The organism is Amycolatopsis eburnea (genome assembly GCF_003937945.1).
Classification (GTDB): Bacteria; Actinomycetota; Actinomycetes; order Mycobacteriales; family Pseudonocardiaceae; genus Amycolatopsis; species Amycolatopsis eburnea.
The window spans coordinates 80,704-98,990 of sequence record NZ_RSEC01000032.1; the positions used below are offsets into that span (position 1 = coordinate 80,704).

15 protein-coding genes are annotated in these 18,287 nt (G+C 73.5%); 2 read left to right on the forward strand and 13 right to left on the reverse strand.

Annotation, left to right across the window (positions count from 1 at the left end):
- Positions 1-4 precede the first annotated feature (4 nt).
- From EIY87_RS08030 to EIY87_RS08055, 6 genes are all read right to left on the reverse strand, one after another.
- Entirely contained in the window at positions 5-1,204 is a 1,200-nt protein-coding gene (locus tag EIY87_RS08030) for an ROK family transcriptional regulator (RefSeq protein WP_125307473.1), read from the reverse strand.
- Positions 1,205-1,413: 209 nt separating this feature from the next.
- A complete protein-coding gene (gene nudC / locus EIY87_RS08035) occupies positions 1,414-2,433 on the reverse strand; it encodes an NAD(+) diphosphatase (protein WP_125307033.1) in 1,020 nt (339 codons plus the stop codon).
- Positions 2,433-3,812 carry a M16 family metallopeptidase gene (locus EIY87_RS08040; RefSeq protein ID WP_125307034.1) on the reverse strand — a complete coding sequence of 460 codons (1,380 nt, stop codon included), beginning with the start codon at positions 3,810-3,812 and terminating at the stop codon, positions 2,433-2,435. The genes nudC and EIY87_RS08040 overlap by 1 nt, the downstream gene beginning before the upstream one ends.
- A complete protein-coding gene (locus tag EIY87_RS08045) occupies positions 3,809-5,101 on the reverse strand; it encodes a M16 family metallopeptidase (RefSeq protein ID WP_125307035.1) in 1,293 nt (430 codons plus the stop codon). Before EIY87_RS08045 ends, EIY87_RS08040 begins: the two co-directional genes overlap by 4 nt.
- Positions 5,102-5,110: 9 nt before the next feature.
- Positions 5,111-6,709 (reverse strand): DUF2207 family protein, encoded by a 1,599-nt coding sequence (locus EIY87_RS08050; protein ID WP_125307036.1) that lies wholly within the window; start codon positions 6,707-6,709, stop codon positions 5,111-5,113.
- 2 nt (positions 6,710-6,711) lie between these two features.
- The gene (locus tag EIY87_RS08055; protein ID WP_191984009.1) at positions 6,712-8,433 is read right to left on the reverse strand and encodes a DUF2207 family protein; all 1,722 of its coding nucleotides are present in this window, start codon (positions 8,431-8,433) and stop codon (positions 6,712-6,714) included.
- 602 nt (positions 8,434-9,035) lie between these two features.
- Here EIY87_RS08055 and EIY87_RS08065 point away from each other — a divergent pair.
- Positions 9,036-10,097, forward strand: coding sequence for a neutral zinc metallopeptidase (locus EIY87_RS08065; RefSeq protein WP_318531881.1), 1,062 nt, complete (start codon positions 9,036-9,038; stop codon positions 10,095-10,097).
- Positions 10,098-10,207: 110 nt separating this feature from the next.
- Here the strand turns inward: EIY87_RS08065 and EIY87_RS08070 are convergent, their stop codons facing one another.
- Positions 10,208-11,113 carry an RDD family protein gene (locus EIY87_RS08070; protein WP_125307038.1) on the reverse strand — a complete coding sequence of 302 codons (906 nt, stop codon included), beginning with the start codon at positions 11,111-11,113 and terminating at the stop codon, positions 10,208-10,210.
- Between the two features lie 33 nt (positions 11,114-11,146).
- Between EIY87_RS08070 and EIY87_RS08075 the strand changes: the two genes are divergently transcribed.
- Positions 11,147-12,154, forward strand: a complete 1,008-nt coding sequence (locus tag EIY87_RS08075; protein ID WP_125307039.1) for a stage II sporulation protein M — start codon at positions 11,147-11,149, stop codon at positions 12,152-12,154.
- On the opposite strand, the gene EIY87_RS08080 is transcribed toward EIY87_RS08075, so the two are convergent.
- The 6 genes from EIY87_RS08080 to EIY87_RS08105 are packed head-to-tail and all read right to left on the reverse strand — an operon-like array spanning position 12,146 to position 18,110.
- Positions 12,146-12,901 (reverse strand): RICIN domain-containing protein, encoded by a 756-nt coding sequence (locus EIY87_RS08080; RefSeq protein WP_125307040.1) that lies wholly within the window; start codon positions 12,899-12,901, stop codon positions 12,146-12,148. The two genes, EIY87_RS08075 and EIY87_RS08080, sit on opposite strands and share 9 nt — an antisense overlap.
- A 48-nt stretch (positions 12,902-12,949) precedes the next feature.
- Entirely contained in the window at positions 12,950-14,242 is a 1,293-nt protein-coding gene (locus EIY87_RS08085; protein WP_125307041.1) for a DUF58 domain-containing protein, read from the reverse strand.
- Position 14,243: 1 nt separating this feature from the next.
- Entirely contained in the window at positions 14,244-15,209 is a 966-nt protein-coding gene (locus EIY87_RS08090) for an AAA family ATPase (RefSeq protein ID WP_125307042.1), read from the reverse strand.
- The gene (locus EIY87_RS08095) at positions 15,206-16,345 is read right to left on the reverse strand and encodes a DUF4350 domain-containing protein (protein WP_125307043.1); all 1,140 of its coding nucleotides are present in this window, start codon (positions 16,343-16,345) and stop codon (positions 15,206-15,208) included. The genes EIY87_RS08090 and EIY87_RS08095 overlap by 4 nt, the downstream gene beginning before the upstream one ends.
- Entirely contained in the window at positions 16,342-16,974 is a 633-nt protein-coding gene (locus EIY87_RS08100; protein ID WP_125307044.1) for a DUF4129 domain-containing protein, read from the reverse strand. The genes EIY87_RS08095 and EIY87_RS08100 overlap by 4 nt, the downstream gene beginning before the upstream one ends.
- Positions 16,968-18,110 (reverse strand): hypothetical protein, encoded by a 1,143-nt coding sequence (locus EIY87_RS08105; RefSeq protein WP_125307045.1) that lies wholly within the window; start codon positions 18,108-18,110, stop codon positions 16,968-16,970. The genes EIY87_RS08100 and EIY87_RS08105 overlap by 7 nt, the downstream gene beginning before the upstream one ends.
- Positions 18,111-18,287: the final 177 nt, after the last annotated feature.

Sequence of the window (18,287 nt, forward strand, 5' to 3'; positions counted from 1 at the left end):
CTCCTCATCGGTTGGGGCTACTCGGGTGCTTGTCCTCGGTCCGGCGTGAGCCGAGGAGCGTGGGGGTGACGACGCCGAAGACGTCCTCGCGGGTTTTGGCGAGCGCGGACTGCAGCGCGCCCGCGCGAACGGCGTTGCCCTGCACCGAAGCGCAGCCGACGGGCGTGCGTGGCAGGACGAGTTCGTGCAGCTTTTCTTCGACGAGCGCGGCGAACTGCTCGCCGCCCGCGCGGCTGGTGTCCCCGCAGAGGAGCACGAGCTGCGGATCGGCGACGGCGACGAGGTTGGCGACGCCGCCGGCCACCCGCCTCGCCAGGTCGTGCCGGAAGGGGTGGTCCGGCCCGGTTTTGGCGACGGCGTCCCAGGCGGTTTCGGCTTCGACGCCGTGCGCGGCGGCGAGGCGGCAGACGGCGGGCGAGTCGACCAGGTTGCCGAACCGGGCGCCGGCCTCGGGCCAGACGTCCCCGGTGTCCACAGTGGCCGGATCGGGCACCCGCATCCAGTCGATCTCGCCGCCACCGCCGGTCGCGCCGCGCAGCAGCCGCCGCCCGATCACGACGGCGCCGCCGACGCCTTCGGACAGCCACACCATGACGAAGTCGTCGACGTCCTGCGCCATCCCGACGCTCATCTCCTCGACGGCGACGAGGTTGACGTCGTTCTCGATGAGGACGTCGACCCCGAGCTCGTCGGACAGCTTCTGCGGGACGTCGAAACCGAGCCAGCCGGGGATGTGCGGCGCGGAGGACAGCAGGCCGGTCCGCGGATCGAACGCCCCCTGCGCGCCGATCACGACGTGGGCCAGGTCCGCTCTTTCGATCCCGGCTTCTTCGGCGACTTTTTGGAGGGCCTCCCCGAAGGCCCCGACGACATCGGCCCCTTCGTGCACGGGCAGCGGCGTCCGGTACTCGGCGAGCACGACCCCGGCGACGTCAGCGACGACGAACTCCGCGAAGTGCGGCGTCAGATCGACGGCGGCGACGAAGGCGAGGCTCCCGTTGGCCGCCCAGAGCTGGGCGCGCGGTCCCCTTCCCCCGCCCCGCACACCCGCCTTGACGACGAGATCGTCCAGCTCGAGCCGGGTGATGAGCTGCGCGGTGGCGGGCTTCGAGAGACCGATGGCGAGCTCGAGTTCGGCGCGGGTCAACGGGCCTTCCCGGAGGAGGACCTCGATGGCGGCGCGATCGTTGATCTCGCGCAGCATCCGCGGGCTACCGGCTCGCACTCGTTCGCTCCCGACTTAATTAGGATACTTTACAGACGGTTTCGCAGGACTGTAGTGAGCCGGAGCACAGCCGTCAACGGTCTCCTGAAACGGGCAGGTAACGCTTGGCCGGAGTGCACAGGGCGCAACGAAAACGGCCCCGGCGAGTAGCCGGGGCCGCCCTGGTGGTCGCGCTCTGTGGCGGGTGGTTACTCCTCCGCGTCCGCCCAGGCCTTGAGCATTACGCGGGCGATGGACGAGTTGCCCGGCAGGATGATCTCCGCCGCGCCGTCGGCGATCGGGGTCGGCTTCGCGCCCTCGTTCCGCAGCTGGCTGTTCTCGAACGCCTCACGGACCTCCGCCCGCGACACCCACAGCGCCTCTTCGATCTCCCCGTCCGCCGGGACCAGGGGCAACGATCGATCAGCCCGGGCCGTGAAGCCCAGCATGATCGAGCGCGGGAACGGCCACGGCTGGCTGCCCAGGTAGCGCACGTCCGAGACCGACGCCCCGACCTCTTCGCGGATCTCCCGGACCACGCACGCTTCGAGGGACTCCCCCGCCTCGACGAAGCCCGCCAGCACCGAATAGCGGCCGGCCGGCCAGATCGGCTGGCGGGCCAGGAGCACGTGGGAGCCGTTCGTGCCCTCCAGCGAGTGGACCAGGCAGATCACCGCCGGGTCCGTGCGCGGGTACTCCTCGCGGCCGTCGTTGGTGCACTTGCTCGCCCAGCCGAACTGGACCAGTTCGGTCGGGTGGCCGCAGCGCGTGCAGAACTTGGCTTGGCGGCGCCAGAAACGCAGCGCCTGCGCCGTCGTGAACAGGCCCGCCGACGTGTCGTCCAGCAGGTCGCCGTAGCCGCGCAGGTCGACCCAGATCTCGCCGGCGGCACGCGGGACCTCCTCGACGAAGCCCCAGCTGCCCGCCATCTTCACCGTGTCGGCTTCGCCCGACGGGCCGCCCGGGAGCGACCAGTAGTCGACGTCCTGCCACTCGCCCAGGAACACCGCGTCCGCCGGGGGTTCCGGGCCGAAGTCGATCGCCTTGCGGAACGCCAGTACCGACGAGCCTTCGACGACCGGGGTGCGCCCGGTGTCGTCCAGCAGGACGACCCGGGCGTCGGGCCACTTCGACACCAGCCGCGAAGGGTTGGTGCGCAAGCCTTCCTGGCGGTCCACAGTGGACCGGGACAGGGTGGGCAGATCGCCGAGCGTGAACGGAGCGGACATCAGGCGGGCTCGCCCACCACGACGTCGCCGAGCGCGAGGAGCTTCTGTTCCAGCACCGCCGCGTCGCCGACGACCACGCCGGTGAACCGCTTGGGGGCGAAGAACTTCAGCGCCGCTTCGGCCACCTCGTCGGCGGTCACCGCGGCCACCCGCGCCGGGTGCTCGTTCAGCCACTCCAGGCCCAGCCCGGTCGAGGCCAGCGCGAGCACCTGCCCGGCCAGCCCGGCCTGCGACGACGTCGAGGTCAGCAGCGAGCCGATCGCGTACTGCCGCACCGATTCCAGCTCGTCGCCCGACGGCGGGACCTGGCCGAGTCGGCCCAGTTCGTAGCGGGTCTCCAGCAGGGCCGGGGCGGTCGCGTCGGTCGCGGTGTCCGCGTCGACGTTCACCACCGCGGTGCCGTCGGTGAACTCGAAGCCGGAGTGCGCGGAGTACGTGTACCCCTTGTTCTCCCGGATGTTCTCCACCAGCCGCGACGAGAAGTACCCGCCGTAGGCCAGGTTCGCCAGCTGCAGCGCCGCGTAGCCCGGGTCGGTGCGCGGGACCGTCTGCGCGGAGAGCCGGATCTGCGACTGGACAGCGCCGGCGCGCGGCACCAGCAGCACGTTCGGCCCGGTCAGGTCCGGCAGCGCCGGGAGCCGGACGGCGGAGCGGTCGGACGCCCAGGCGCCGAGCACCTTTTCGAGGTCACCGACCACCGCGGCCGGGTCGAGGTCGCCGACCAGCACCAGCACCGCGCCGCGCGGCAGCACGGACGCCTGGTGCAGCGCCCGCACCTGTTCCGGCGTCACGACCGCGACGTCTTCGGCGCGCGGCACCTCGCGGGTGGCTGGGTGGTCGCCGTAGCGGTGCTTTTGCAGCGCTTCCCGCGCGATCGTGCGCGGCTGCGTTCGCGAGACGGCGATGCGCTCGACGAGCCGCTCCTTCTCGCGCGCGATCTCCTCGTCGGCGTAGGTCGCTCCGGTGAGGACGTCGCCGAGCACGTCGAGGAATGTCGGGAGCTTGTCGGCGAGCGCGGATCCGGTCAGCACCAGGCGTTCCGGGTCGACGCCGGCGCCGATGTCGCCGCCGATCAGCGCCAGCTCGGCGTCGATCTCGATGCGGTTGCGCCGCGCGGTGCCGGTGAGGATCGTCTCCGCGAGCACCTCGGCGGTCGCCGGGTGCAGCGCGTCGTCGCCCGCGAACGGGATCCACAGCCGCGCCTCGACCAGCGGCACGGTCGCCTTGCGCACGGCCAGCACGCGCAGGCCGTTGGACAGTTCGGTGTCCACGTGGGACAGGTCGGCGGCCGCGCGCTGCGCGCCGAGCGGGGGCAGCGGGCGGGGACCCTGCGCGGTGCGGCCGATCTCCTCCGCACTGCGGTGCGTTGCCGAAGTCACTGCTCGTTGTTCCCTTCCGAAGCGGGCTTGACCACCAGCACGGCGCGCGCGTCGGGGCGCAGCGCCTTCGCCGCCGCCGAGACGGCCTCCGCGGTGACGGCCGACATCCGGTCCGCCAGCTGGTACACCAGCGACGCGTCGCCGTAGAGCAGCTCGAACGAGCCGAGCGCCAGCGTCCGGGACACCAGGCGGTCGTGCTCCGAGTGCAGACTCGCCGTCCAGCGGGCGGTGACCTTGCGCAGCTCTTCGTCGCTCGGCGGGGTCTCGGCGAGCTTCTCGAGCTCGTCGTCCAGCGCCGCGAGCACGCGCTCGCGGGGCACCTCGTGCGGGTGGATGAGGGTGATGGTGAACGTGTCGGGGTCGCGGGCCTCGAACGGGCCGAACAAGCCGGCCCCGGCGCCGATGTCGACGACCAGCGGCTCCTTGTGCACCAGCCGCTGCTGGAGGCGGGAGCCGTCGCCGTCGGTGAGCACACCGGCCAGCACCAGGTAGGCCAGGTAGCCGTCGACGTCGTTGATCGGGTCCGGCATCCGGTAGCCGATGCCGAGCGCGGGCAGCGGCGCGTGCGGGTCGATCGTCTCGCCCAGCAGCTCGGTGGTCGGCAGCGGCTCGGCGAACGACGGGCGCTCCGGCGCGGGCCGGTGCGGGACGTCGCCGAAGTGCTTTTCGATCAGTTCCTTCGCGGCGCCGACCTCGAAGTCACCCGCCACCGTGAGCACGGCGTTCGCCGGCGAGTAGTAGGTGTCGAAGAACGCGGCGCAGTCCTCGACCGTGGCGCTCTCGAGGTCCTCGAAGCCGCCGTAACCGTTGTGCGCGTTGGGGAACGTCGAGTACAGCACCGGCGGCAGGGTGATCCACGGGAACCCGCCGTACGGCCGGTTCAGCACGTTCAGCCGGATCTCTTCCTTGACGACGTCGATCTGGTTCGCCAGGTTCTCCGCCGTCAGCTTCGGCGCGCGCATCCGGTCGGCTTCGAGGAACAGCGCGCGCTCGAGCGCGGCGCTGGGCAGGACCTCGAAGTAGTCGGTGTAGTCCGGGTGGGTCGACCCGTTGAAGGTGCCGCCGCTGGACTGGACGTGCCGGAAGTGCGCGAGCTTCTCGAGGCTCTCGGAGCCCTGGAACATCAGGTGCTCGAAGAGGTGCGCGAAACCGGTGCGCCCCTCCGGCTCGGAACGGAAACCCACGTCGTAGTGCACGCTGACGCCGACCACCGGCGCGGTCGCGTCGGGGGCGAGAACCACCCGCAGACCGTTGTCGAGGGTGTATCGGACGAGCTCGGGATCGGCCATGGCCCCACCCTACGACGGCGGAGCGGGTTCCGGTGTCCCGGCTGGCGGGTCAGCACCGGCGTGCGGCCGCGCGGTGTCGAGCAGGTGGGCGCGGCGGGCACCGGCGAACGCGCCCGCGAGCGCCGTCGCGAAGGATCCGGCCTGGTCAGGGGCGACGTCACCGGCGTGCCAGTACACCCGCGGCGGGTGCGGGAGCGCGGCGAAGGCGGCGACCCACGGCGCCAGTTCGCCCAGAGCTGACGCGTACGGGAGGGCGCGCGAGAAGACGAGTTCGCGCTGGGGCTTGGTGAGGTCCTTGGGCTTGGCCGACGCCAGTGCTTCGGCGACGCCGAGCAGGCGCCGGGAGAGGTCGGTCCCCGCTCGCCGCCGCGCCGGCAGCGCGGCCGACGTCACCACGGCGGCGACCCCGGCCAGGACGAGGATGACGCCGAGCTGGGCGTAGCCGACGGTCAGCGCGAGCAGCACGGTGAGGAACAGGCCGTAGAAGACGACGCGAATCCCGGCTCGGCCGAGCCGCCGGGGCTTCCGCGCGACCCAGCCGCGGCGGACAGCGTCGGCATACAGGGCGTCGTCGACGTCGACGTGGCGGCGCCGCAGCCCGGCGACGGTCCCCGCGTCCTCGGCGGCCTCGAAGACGGCACGTTCGAAGGCGGTCAGGTGCTCGTCGGGCGGGTTGCGGCGGGTCAGCCGCCAGTCACCGTCCTCGGCGCTCACCCACAGGTAGTTGCGGACGGCGAGGTCGAGCACGGTCGCGGCCAGGTCGGCGGGCCCGGCGCGGCCGTGCAGCAGGACGCCCACGTGCCCCGGCAGCACCCCCTCCGGCGACTCGAACTCGCCCCCCTCCGTCGCTTTCACGTGAAAGCGACCACCTGGGGGCGGAGCTTTCACGTGAAAGCGACGCCGGGCGCGCCAGACCAGGGCGGCCGTCAGCAGGAGGAGCGCGGCGAAGGCGGTCCAGGCCCAGCCGACCGGGGCGGTGAGCACGAAGGCACCCGCGATGGTCGCGGCCGGGACCACGACGGCGTTGGCCGGCACGGTGCCCGCGGGCAGCTCGACGGTCGCCGCCATCCGCTGGCCCGCGGCGAGGTTCTGCTGGCTGAACCGGGTCAGCCCGGCGTGGTCGATCTGCGCGGCGCCGCACGGGAAGTCGGAGTCCGGCGGCCCGGCGAGGCAGTCGACGGCCGTCGGGATCTTCGGCGCGGCGAAGGAGGCGCGGAGGAACTTCAGCTCGGCGCTCCAGCCGCCGGCCAGCTCCCAGGTGACCCGGTCGCCGTCGACCGCACCGTCCACTGTGTACCGGAGGATCGAGGTCCCGGAGGTGAGGTGGACGGTGAAGGCGTCCTTGTCCACGCTCGCCGTCCCGCTGCCTTCGAGGACGACGTCGCGCACTTGGTAGAGCCGGTCGCGGTGGTGCGGCGCGGCGACGCGCAGCGCGACCCGGCGGTCCATGGTGACGCCGTTGGGCACGGAGATCGCTTCGGCGACCGAAAGCGAGCCGTCGCGCTCGAGCTTGAGCTGGATCTCGGCGCTCTGCGGCAGCGTGGGCAGCGGCGGCTGGTCGACCGGCGCCGCGGCCAGGAGAAGCGCCAGCGCGGCCGCGGCGAGCACGGTCAGCGGGCAGCGCGGCCGGACGCGGTGAGCAGCCCGTCGAGCGCGGTCAGGAACGACGGGAAGCGCGCGCCGAACCGCCGCAGGTCGGGGTCGGCCTCCATACCGCCGTACCAGTACAGCCCGGCCGAACCGTCCGCCGCCGGGTTCAGCCCGGCGAACGCGCCGAGCCAGCGCTCGGTGTCGCCGAGCACCACGGCGTACGGCAGCGAACGGGAGAACACCAGCTCGCGGTCGGCGGGCGGGATGTCCTCGGCCTTGGCGGTGTGCAGGTAGTCGAGCAGGCCGCGGACCTGCCCGGCGAGCGCCCGCCCGCGCGCGGTGCGGGACGGCAGCAGCGCGGCCGCCGCGACGACGCCGAGCCCGGCCAGCGCGACGGCGACGCCGAGCAGCGCGTCCCCGACGGTGAAGGTGAGCACCGCGGTCGCGGCGAGCCCGAGTGCGAAGATCCCGGCACCGAGCCAGGTCAGCCGTCCACGCGCGGTGTCCGGGCGGCGGGAGAACCAGCGCTTGGTGACGACGTCGGTGTACATCGCGTCGCTGATCCGGCGCAGGTCGAGCCCGCCGCGGGCGCGCAGCTGCGACACCAGGACGGTGTCGGTGCCTTCGGGCAGCAGGGTTTCGCAGACGGCGCGCTCGAAGTCGTGGAGGTGCTCGTCCGGCGGGTTGCGGCGGGAGATCTGCCAATCTTGTCCGTGCTGCCCGGGGATTTCCGCGAGCCACAGGTAGTTCCGGACGGCGAGGTCGACGACGGTGGCGCTGATGTCCACGACGTCGACGGTCTCGTCGACGACCGTGCCGACCTGCCCGGGCAGCACGCCGTCCGGACTGGCGAAGAAGACGCGGTCGCCGTCGCGGAGCAGGACCTCGACCGGGCCGGTGGCCGCGCGCAGCGCACCGGCGTCCTGCTTGCGGCGGCGCCACACGAAGACGCCGGCCGCGACGAGGAGGACGAGCAGGACGGCGAAGACGATGCCGGTCAGCGGGGTCAGCGCGAAGGCGTTGGCGAGCAGGCCGATGTCGGCGAACTTCGCTGTCGCCGGCGCGGTGTTCGCGGGCAGCCCGACGAGCAGGTCGACGCGGTCGCCCGGCCCGACGTCGTTCTGCTCGAGGCGCACGACCCCGGTGTGGTCGAGCTCGGCGAGGGTGCAGCGGCGGCTCGAGCCGACCGGGCCGGCGAAGCAGTCCACCGGGGACAGTTCGGGCGACGGCGCGAGGAAGGACGCGGTGAGCTTGGCCAGCGGCGTGTCGAACCCGCTCGCGACCTGCCACCGCGCCTGCTGGCGGCCACCCTGGTCGGCGACGGCGCCGTCGACCAGGTAGGTGACGGTGCCGGCGCCCCCGGCGAAGGTGAGCACGAGCTGGTCACCGGTGAGCTGGCTGGTGGCGGCGCCTTCGGTCTTGACGTCGCGGACGGCGTAGACGCGGTCCTGGTCGTCACCGGCGGGCACGCGCAGCGGGACGCGCGAGGTGAGCTGCTGCCCGCCGGGGACGGTGACCTTTTCGGTGACCGAAAGGGAGCCGTCGCGGAGGACCTTGAGGGCGACGTCCGCGACCGGGCCGTCGGGTTGCTGGACGTTGCCGCCCCCGGTGAGCTGCTGCGGCTTCGGCACCAGGTCACTCGGCAGGTTGGGCAGGCTGGGCCCGGCGTTCTGCGCGGCCGCGGTCCCGGCCCCGAGCAGCCCGGCCACGACGACGATCGCGGCCGTGGCCCCCCATTTCATCGACACAGCACCACACCCTAGAGCACTCGATCTATGCTGACGCCCGGAACGGCGAGATCACCGCAGGTACGCCGCTTCCGACGGGGAAAAAGCTTGGGGGGTTCCACTCGATGACGCACGGCCCGCAGGGTCCTGGTCCGCATGACCCGCGCCGCCCGCCGCCGGGGGCCCGCCCGTTGCCGCCACCGGCCGCGCGGCCGTTGCCGGGTGCGGGCGGGACGCCTGGGCAGCCGGGGCCTGGTGGGGTACCCGGACAGGGGCCGGCCGGCGCGCCGGGCCACCCGCAGCAACGCCCCGGCGCACCTGGGCACGGCCCCGGCGCTGGCGCGCAGGGCCCAGCCGGCGCTCCGGGCCACCCCCAGCAGCACCCCGGCACACCCACGCACGGCCCGGGCTCCACCGGGCAAACGCCGATCGGCGCACCCGGCCCACAGCAAGGCCCCGGCGGAATGCCCCCGCGCTACCCCATGGGACGCCCGCCGCAAAGCACCGCGCCGTACGGCCCGCCGACCGGCCCCAGCCCCGTCCCGCCCTTCGGCCACCCCGCCCCACCACCGGCGCGAAGCCCGCTCCCGCCGCCCGCCGCCGCGCCCGCTGCCTTCGTGCCCGGTTACGCCGCGCCTCCGCCCTACGCTCCCTACGGCACCCGCTTCGGCCCGTACCCCGCCAAGAAGTCCAACACCGGCGTCATCGTCGCGGTGGCGATCTTCGCCATCGTCGCCGTCGCCGGGGGGCTGGTCGCGGCCGTCGCGCTGATCGGGGGCGGGAAGTCGCGGCACGTCGCCGACGCCGGGTACTCCAGCACCTACCCGACCAGCACCGAAGAAACCACCGAGACGACCGAGAGCACCACGTCGTCGACGACCACCACCGAAGAAACGACCCGCACCTCCGCGCACGAGACGCCGACGTCGCAGCCACCGTCCGGGCCGCGTTCGGTGGCCGCCACCGGGAACAACCCGCTGTTCGGCAGCCCGGACTACGGCCTGCAGAACATCTCGTGCTCGCTGAGCCGCTGGGGAACCGACCAGAACAGCGCCACGAAGTTCTTCCAGTCCGGCATCACCTGCCTGGACGCGATGTGGTCGCGCATGCTCGGCGCCGTCGACCTGCCGTTCGAGACGCCGAACCTGTCGGTGCCGCGGTCGCTGTCCGAATCGTCGACGCCGTGCGGCAGCGGGGGCACGACGACCGGGGTCACGCCGTTCTACTGCCCGAGCAACAACACGATCTACATGCCGATGGACCGCATCGAGATCGACGTCTGGGGCAACCACCCCGGCCCGTACCTGTCGATCCTGGCCCACGAATACGGCCACCACGTGCAGAACATGGCCGGCATTTCGGAGGCCTACGGCAACCAGCGCTACGACGCCGGCGCCGACTCGGCGGCGGGCCTCGAGCTGTCACGGCGGATGGAACTGGAAGCCCAGTGCTTCTCCGGCATGTTCCTCGGCTCGGCCTCGGTCTCCGGCGGCTCGGTCGACAAGAACATCTACAACGAGGCCTGGAACGCCCAGGACCGCGGCGACGACTACGCCCGCAACGGCAAGCGCGACCACGGCAGCGCCAAGCACAACATCTCCTGGTGGCAGCACGGCGCGACGACCAACCGCAACCAGCAGTGCAACACGTGGCTCGCGTCCTCGGGAGACGTCTCCTAGCCCGGCGGGTCAAGCGCCCCAATGTGGCGTTCGGTGCGTCAGACGCACCGAACGCCACATTGGGTGCGTCTGACGCAACCAACGCCACATTGGGGCGCTCGGGTCGGGGCTCAGCTCGGCGGGGTGAACGGGTTGCCGGACGGCGGTGTCGGCGGCTCCGCGGGAGCCGGCGAAGGCGCTACCCGGTGCGGCTGGTCCGGGGACGGCGCCCCGAAGCCCTGACCCCGCGCCGCCTGGACGCGGGCCGTGTACGCCTGGACCGCTCGCGCGTGGTCGCGGTTGCGGCGCTCGGCCAGCACCGCCGCCAGGAACGCCCACGCCGGCACCCCGGGCGGCACCGGCGTGCCCAATGCGTCGCTCACCTGCCGCGCGAGGCCCCAGCCCAGTGCCTCCGCCGCCTCCGGGCGCAGCTGGGCGAAGCGGGTCAGGAACTGGCGGCTCGCCAGCGCGAGGTCGTCCGGGAGCCGGGTCAGGTCGAGGTGGGCGGCCCAGCCTTCGAGGCCGTACGGCATCGCGATGGCCGGGTGGCCTGCCGTCTCCGGGACGCGCTCGCGGACCACCAGCGTGCCGGCCAGGAAGTCGCCGACCCGGCGGCCGTCGGACGAGCACAGCGACACGATCACCGCGACCGCGCCGAACAGGCCGAGCGTCCAGAAGTCGACGACGAAGCCGGCGAGCCCGCGGACCAGGGCGTGCCGGAAGCGGATCGGGCCGCCGTCGACGCGGACCACGCGCAGGCCCACCGCCATCTTGCCGAGCGAGCGGCCGCGGGTGAGCGTCTCGGACAACACCGGGTAGCCGACCAGGATCAGCACCACGCACACCAGGATCAGCGTCAGCGCGAGTGCTTCGTCCTCGCCCGGCACCGTCAGCGTGAGCACGATGAACGCGACCAGCAGCAGCGCGAACTGCAGGAGGACGTCGAGGGCCATCGCCAGCGCCCGGCTGGCGAGCTTGGCGACGCGCAGGTCCAGGACGACGGCTTCGCCGGTGACCAGCTCCGATTCCTCGTGCACGCGGCCCAGGGTATCGACGGATAGGGTGACGTCGTGGATGTGGACGTCTTCGTCGCGGCGCACGCGGCGGAGTGGAACCGGCTCGGCGAGCTGACCCGCCGCGGCGGCAAGCTGACCGGCGCCGAGGCCGACGAGCTGGTGACGCTCTACCAGCGGACGGCGACGCACCTGTCGATCGTCCGCTCGGTCGCGCCGGACCCGGCCCTGCTCGGCAGGCTGTCGGAGCTGGTGGCGCGCGGCCGGTCGGCGATCTCGGGGTCGCACAACCCGGCGTGGCGCGAGGTCGCGCTGTTCTTCACGCGCCGCTTCCCGGCCGCGGTGTACCTGTCGCGGCGCTGGTGGATCCCGGCCGCGCTGGTGTCGATCGCGGTGATGGCGGTGATCGCCGTGTGGGTGGCGGGCGACCCGCACGTGCGCGCGTCGATGGCCACCCCGGACGAGCTGCGCGAGCTGACCAAGCCCGGCGGCGAAGCGGAAAGCTACTACTCGACCGGCCCGGCGGGGTCGTTCGCGGCGCGCGTCTGGACGAACAACGCGCTGGTGGCGGCGAATTCGCTGTTCCTGGGCATCGCGCTCGGCATCCCGGTGATCGGCGGGCTCTGGCTGAACTCGCTGAACGCGGGCGTGATCATCGGCGCGATGAGCGCGGCGGGCCGCGGCGACGTGATGATCGGCCTCCTGCTCCCCCACGGCCTTCTCGAACTGACGGCGGTCTTCGTCGCGGCGGGCACCGGCCTCAAACTCGGCTGGACGGTGATCGACCCCGGCCGCCGTTCGCGGTCCGCGGCGCTGGCCGAACAGGGCCGGTCGGTGGTGGTGATCGCGCTCGGGCTGGCGTGCGTGCTGCTGGTGACCGGGATCATCGAGGCGTTCGTGACGCCGTCGGGCTGGCCGACCTGGATCCGGGTGGGGATCGGCGTCCTCGCCGAAGTCGCTTTCCTCGTCTACGTTTTCACGCTCGGCAGGCGGGCGGCGAAGGACGGCGAAGTGGGCGATCTGGACGCGCGGGACACCGGGGACGCGCTGCCCGAGTCAGCATAGGCACGACCCCTCGAAGGCGATCGACGAACCGTCCTCCAGCCCCGCCGACCCGACGAACCGCGCCTCGAACTCGCCCACCTCGGTCAGCACCAGCTTGGGACTCGACGCCGACCCGTCCGCCCCCGTCTTCACCGTCACCGTCTCCCCGCCGCCTTCGAACACCAACGCGCTCTTCGGCCGGGCGGCCCGCACGAAGAACGTCACCGGGACGTCCGCCGCGGGCTGGCCGTTCTCGCCGATCACCCGGACCACGAACGGCGCGCCCGGGTCCTTCGACGCCAGCCGCTGGCCGTTGCCCGACAGGATCGCCAGCGTCCGGCCGCCCGCCGCCCACGTGTTCGCGATGCCCGTCAGGGAACAGACTTCCTGGTACAGCCGGGCTCCCACCGACGCGCTCTCCGCCGTGAGGCAGCGCGCGGTCGCCACGTTCGCGATCTCCACCAGGCCCGGCAGCCCCGCGATCCGCCGCCACGCCTGGTGCTTGTCCGCCGCGTCGCACGCCGCGACCTTCACCGCCACCCCGTCGACCGGGCTGACCGCCGTCAGGCACTGTCCACTTGAGACATTCGTGAAGTGCTGCGACGCGTAAGTCCACTGAGCACCCGGGTCCGCAGCGTCCGCCAGCACCGGCTGACCGGAAACCACCGCGAGCGACAGCTTGCCCCCACCGTCGGCCAGGTACACCGGAGCACCGTCGGACACCGGCGCCGAAGCGATCGCCAGTGCCACCGCCATGAGCTTGAACATCCTTCGGGCTTAACAGGCCGCACGGGCGTTCACCACCGCAGCCACCCGTTAGAGCCGCCCGGCCGCCTTCAAGGCCAGGTAGCGGTCCGCCAGCGCCGGGGCCAGCTCCTCCGGGACCGCGTCCACCACACTCACCCCGTGCCGCCCCAGCCGCTCGGTCACGCGGTGGCGCTCGGCCAGCGTCCGCGACGCCGCCGCCGCGTCGTACACGGCTTCCGCGTCGCCGCGGCCGGCCAGCATCTCCGCCACCCTCGGGTCCGCCACCGACGCCACGATCAGCTCGTGCCGCGCGGTCAGCGAGCTCAACACCGGGAACAGCCCCTCCTCCAGCGGCGCCGCGTCGAGGCCGGTCAGCAGGACGACCAGCGCCCGCCGCCGGGTCCGCTGCAGCACTTCCGCGACCATCCCCCGCGCGTCCGTCTCGACCAGCGACGGCTCCAGCGGCGCCATCGCGTTCACCAGCGACGTCAGCAGCGCGGGCCCGGACGAACCCTGCACGGCCGCCCGCAGCCGCCGGTCGTACGCCAGGAGGTCGACGCGGTCGCCGGCCCGGGAAGCCAGCGCCGCCAGCAGCAACGCCGCGTCCATCGCCGCGTCCAGGCGGGGCGCGTCGCCCACCCGGCCGGCCGAGACGCGGCCGGTGTCGAGCACCAGCACCACGTGCCGGTCGCGCTCGGGACGCCACGTGCGGACCATGACGTCCGCGGCCCGCGCGGTCGCCCGCCAGTCGATCGAGCGGACGTCGTCGCCGATCACGTACTCGCGCAGCGAGTCGAATTCCGTGCCCTGGCCCCGGATCAGCACCGCGTTGCGGCCGTCGAGCTGCTGCAACCGCGCCAGCCGCGACGGCAGGTGCTTGCGGCTGTGGAACGGCGGCAGCACGCGGACCGTCCACGGCACCTCGTGCGACCCCTGCCGCGCGGCCAGGCCCAGCGGCCCCACCGACCGGACCGTCACCCGCGCCGCCGTCCGGTCGCCGCGGCGCGACGGCCGCAGCGCGGTCACGAAAGCCCGTCGTTCCCCCGGCGGCACCTTCACCGCGTGCCGGTCCGAGGCGCCCGCCGACGGGGGCCACGCGTCGCGCAGCGCACCCCGCACGGCCCGCCCGCCGGGGTTGCCGACCAGCAGCGTCACCTCGCATGGTTCGCCGAGCCGGACCGAAGTGTCGCCGGAGCGCGAGAACGTCAGCGCCCGCACGCTGCCCGCCAGCACCAGGTCGGCGACGACCAGCACCAGCAGCACCCCGCCGACCGCCAGCAGCCCGGCGTCCGACGGCGCCAGCAGCCCGACCACCAGCGCGCCGAAGAGCGCGAGCAGCCCGAGCCTCCCGGTGACGGCCATGTCAGCGCGGCACGGGCACGGACGCGAGCACGCGGTCCAGCACGCCGTCCGCGGTGACGCCCTCGAGCTCGGCTTCCGGCCGGACGTCGAGGCGGTGCCGCAGCGCGGGCCGCGCCAGGGCCTTGACGTCGTCGGGGGTCGCGTAGTCGCGCCCGGCGAGCCACGCCCAGGCCCGGGTGACCGCCAGCAAGGCCGTGGCACCGCGGGGCGAAACGCCGATCCGCACCGACGGCAGCGACCGCGTCGCCCGGCACAGGTCGACGACGTACCCGATCACCTCGGGCCCGACGGTCACGCGGGCGACGGCTTCGCGCGCGGTCGCCAGCTCCGCCGCGCCCGCGACCGCCTTGAGCCCGGCCGCCGCGAGGTTGCGCGGGTCGAAGCCCTGCGCGTGCCGCCACAGGATCCCGATCTCGTCCTCGCGCGAGGGCGCCGGCATGGTCAGCTTCAGCAGGAACCGGTCCAGCTGCGCCTCCGGCAGCGGGTAGGTGCCCTCGTACTCCACCGGGTTCTGCGTGGCGATCACGATGAACGGGTCCGGCAGCGGCCGGGTCTTGCCGTCGAGCGAGACCTGCCGCTCCTCCATCGCCTCCAGCAGCGACGACTGCGTCTTCGGCGGCGTCCGGTTGATCTCGTCGGCGAGCAGCAGGTTCGTGAACACCGGGCCCTCGCGGAAGGAGAACTCGCCGCTGTGGGCGTCGTAGACGATCGAGCCGGTGACGTCGCCGGGCATCAGGTCCGGCGTGAACTGCACCCGCTTGGTCTCCAGGTCCAGCGCCGCGGCCAGCGCCCGCACGAGCAGCGTCTTCGCCACGCCGGGGACGCCTTCGAGCAGCACGTGCCCGCGGCACAGCAGCGCCAGGATCAGCCCGGTGACGGCGGCGTCGTTGCCGACGACGGCCTTGCCGACCTCGGCGCGCAGCGCGATCAGCGCGTCACGGGCCCCGGTCGCGTTCTCGCTGGTCAAGTTCGCCCTGCCTCTCGTTCCACCCGGTCCAGTTCGCCCGCCAGCCGGACCAGCTCCGCGTCGCCGGTCACCGGCGGGCCGTAGAGCACCGCGCCGACGTCATTCGCCGCGCGGCCGGTGCGCTCGCCCACCGAGGCCACCAACGCCGCCGGTTCGGCGTCGCGCGGCAGGCCCAGCGCGGTCCGCAGCCGGGTCCGCGCCGCCTTCCGCAGCGTCTCACCCGCGTGGTCGGCCGCCTTCGCCCGCCGGTACAGCCGCGCGCGCCCCTCGGCGGTTTCGGCCGCGCGGACGACGATCGGCAGCGGCTCGGTGACCACCGGGCCCAGCCGCCGCGCCCGCCACAGCGCCAGCAGCACGACGGCGATCCCCGCCTGCGCGGCACCGTAGTACCAGCCGGCCGGGATCAGGTCGAAGATCGACTTGCGGCTGGCGTCGAGCCCGGGGTCCGTGACCGAGGGCAGGTACCAGACCAGCCGCGGGTGCGCCCCGAGCAGGCGCAGCGCCAGCGCCGCGTTGCCCTGCTCGGCGAGCCGCGAGTTGGTCAGCGGCGCCGCGGAGCCGAGCAGCGTCGTCGTGCCGCCCGCGTCGGCGAGCTGCAGCAGCGTGCCGCCGCCGTCTTCGCCGGGGTAGCAGGAGCGCGCGCCGGGGGACGCGTACCCGGTGCCGCCGAGGGTGACGTCGCCCGCCGCGACGGCCGCGGCGACCGTGCACTGCGGGCTCAGCGGGCCGACTTCGCTGTCGCCCTCGCGGCGCACCAGCGGCAGCGAGTCCTGCAGCGTCAGCGTTCCCGGCGTCACCAGCACGACGTCGGCGGAACGCTCCCGCAGCGCGTCGAGCCGCTTCGCCGGCACCAGGTCGGGCTGGGTGACGAGCAGCGTCGCGTTCTCGCCCGCCACGTCGTCCGCTTCGGCCATCGTGTGCGCGGTCCGGATGTCCACGCCCTGGTCGCGCAGGAGCTTCGCGAGCGCGTGGGCGCCGCCGGGCTCGTAGGAGCCGGGTTCGAGCGCGCCGTGCGTCTGCTCCCCGCGGCCGAGCAGGAGCAGGGCGCCCGCGGCGAAGACCAGCACGACGAGGGCGAGCGGGATCCGGGCACCGCGCCAGATCCGGCGCAAGTCCGGCGAAACGGAGGTGCTCATACGGCGACCGGCCGCTCACGGCGGCACTGCTCGTCCAGCTCGGTCAACGTGCGGTACGCCGCTTCGGTGCCTGCGCGGCCGCCGTAGTGGACGTCGTCGAAGAGCCGCGCGCCTTGCCGCAGCGCGTCGGCGGCGTTCGGCAGCAGGACACCGGCCTCGGCGGCGGCTTCGTCCGCCGTCCGGCCGGAGCGGGTGTCGAGCAGCGCGCGCTCCTCCAAGGCCCGCACGACGGCGCGGAAGCGGTCGCGCACGGCGTCGTCGTACCGGCCGGCCGCGGCGGCTTCGGCGGCCGAGCGGCGGTAGCCCTCGGCGCTCTGCCGCTGCCCGCCGAAGACCACCCGGTCGGCGCGGGCGGTGCGGGCGACCTTGCCGGTACGCAGCCGGACCACGACGACGAGCACGATCAGCAGCGCGATGACCAGCAGCAGCCCGAAGGGGCCGCCCGGGACCACCGACGACATGCCCCTCAGCAGCTTTTCCACCTGCTCGCCGAGCCACTGCCCGACCTGTTGCAGGAAGCCGGGCTGCGCGTCGCGGTACTTCGGGTCGGACAGCTCCTCCGCGGCGGCGCGGCGGGCCGGGTCCCGGTCGATGTCGACCGGGACGTCGGTGAAGAACAGCGTCACCACGCCTGCGGGGGCTGGACCCCGGCCGCGCGCGCCAGCTCGATGTCCATGCCTTCGCGGCGCATCCGCTGGTCGAGGTAGAGGATCGCGGTGACCAGCGCGACGAACGGGATGGCGATGGTGCCGGAGACGATCTGCCCGGCGGACTGCAGGAGCAGCTCGCCGGTGCCCGGCACGGACACCTTGCCCGGGTTGAGGAAGCCGTCGAACACGCCGGTCCCCAGCGCGAACGGCAGCTGGATGATGTTCTCGAAGAACGACTGGATGATCCGCGCCAGCACGAGGACGCCGAGCACCCGCCAGAACGCGCCGCTCACCAGCTTGACCGACCGGGCGAACGCCTCGCGGAACGTGCCGCGCTCGAGCACCAGCGCCGGGGACGCCAGCGCCCAGAACACCCAGGCGAGGACGCCGGGGATGATGCAGAGCATCAGGCCGATCGTGCTGGTCAGCGCGTAGACGAAGGCGACGCCGAGCAGCGGCAGCAGCCGCGGCTGCACTTCGCTCCACACGATGCCGAAGGTGACCTCGCGGCCCAGCGCGGCGCGGCCCACGACCGCGGCCATCAGGCCGGTGGCGACCGTCATCAGCAGCGCGGAGATGAGCGACGCCGGCAGCGCCACGATCAGGAGGTCGCCCAAGGTGCCGAACAGGGCGTTGCGGAGTTCCTCGTCGGTCGCGCCCGGCCCGAGTTCGGCCGTCGAGGTCAGGCTTTCGAGGTCCGCGTAGAGGAACTTCTGCGCGACGAAGGTCAGCGCGGCGCTGATCACCGCGACCACCGCGCCGATGCCCAGCACGAGCAGCGGGTTGCGGCGCAGCGTCGTGATCGCGCCGTCGAGGATGTCGCCGATGTTCAGCGGCCGGAGCGCGATCACGCCCGGTTTGCCCAGCCCGTGCGGGTTCCAGCGCGGCTGCGGCGCCTGCCACGCGGGTGCCTGCTGCCAGCCCGGCGGCGGCGTCGGCGGGGCGGGCGGGGTGTCCGGCGCCTGCCACCCGCGCGGCGGCGTGGCCGGTGACGCGGTGTGGTCTTCCGTCGGCTTCGGCTCACCCGATCCGGGGGCGGGAGCCGCGGGCACGCCCCGGCTCGGTGTCGGCGTGTCGGCGCCCTCTCCGCCGGGCGCGCCACCGGTGTCTGTCATCGAAGCCCCTCGCCTGCAGTACCTGCTTGCGGACACTCTCTCAGAGCCACTTGTACCCGGCCAGACCTGGGGTGACGTCCGGTCGCCGTGACACCACGCGCACGGACGGGTGCGGGACGGCCCGTTCCCCCGATATGCTGAACCGCGGGATCGGGTACCCCCGATCCGTACCGAGAC

Excerpts from the sequence above, each read along its gene's own strand:
- EIY87_RS08085 (WP_125307041.1), bottom strand. The coding sequence starts at position 14,242 with ATGGCCGTCACCGGGAGGCTCGGGCTGCTCGCGCTCTTCGGCGCGCTG.
- EIY87_RS08080 (WP_125307040.1), bottom strand. The coding sequence starts at position 12,901 with ATGTTCAAGCTCATGGCGGTGGCACTGGCGATCGCTTCGGCGCCGGTG.
- EIY87_RS08105 (WP_125307045.1), bottom strand. The coding sequence starts at position 18,110 with ATGACAGACACCGGTGGCGCGCCCGGCGGAGAGGGCGCCGACACGCCG.
- nudC (WP_125307033.1), bottom strand. The coding sequence starts at position 2,433 with ATGTCCGCTCCGTTCACGCTCGGCGATCTGCCCACCCTGTCCCGGTCC.
- EIY87_RS08045 (WP_125307035.1), bottom strand. The coding sequence starts at position 5,101 with ATGGCCGATCCCGAGCTCGTCCGATACACCCTCGACAACGGTCTGCGG.
- EIY87_RS08055 (WP_191984009.1), bottom strand. The coding sequence starts at position 8,433 with ATGAAATGGGGGGCCACGGCCGCGATCGTCGTCGTGGCCGGGCTGCTC.
- EIY87_RS08030 (WP_125307473.1), bottom strand. The coding sequence starts at position 1,204 with ATGCTGCGCGAGATCAACGATCGCGCCGCCATCGAGGTCCTCCTCCGG.
- EIY87_RS08095 (WP_125307043.1), bottom strand. The coding sequence starts at position 16,345 with ATGAGCACCTCCGTTTCGCCGGACTTGCGCCGGATCTGGCGCGGTGCC.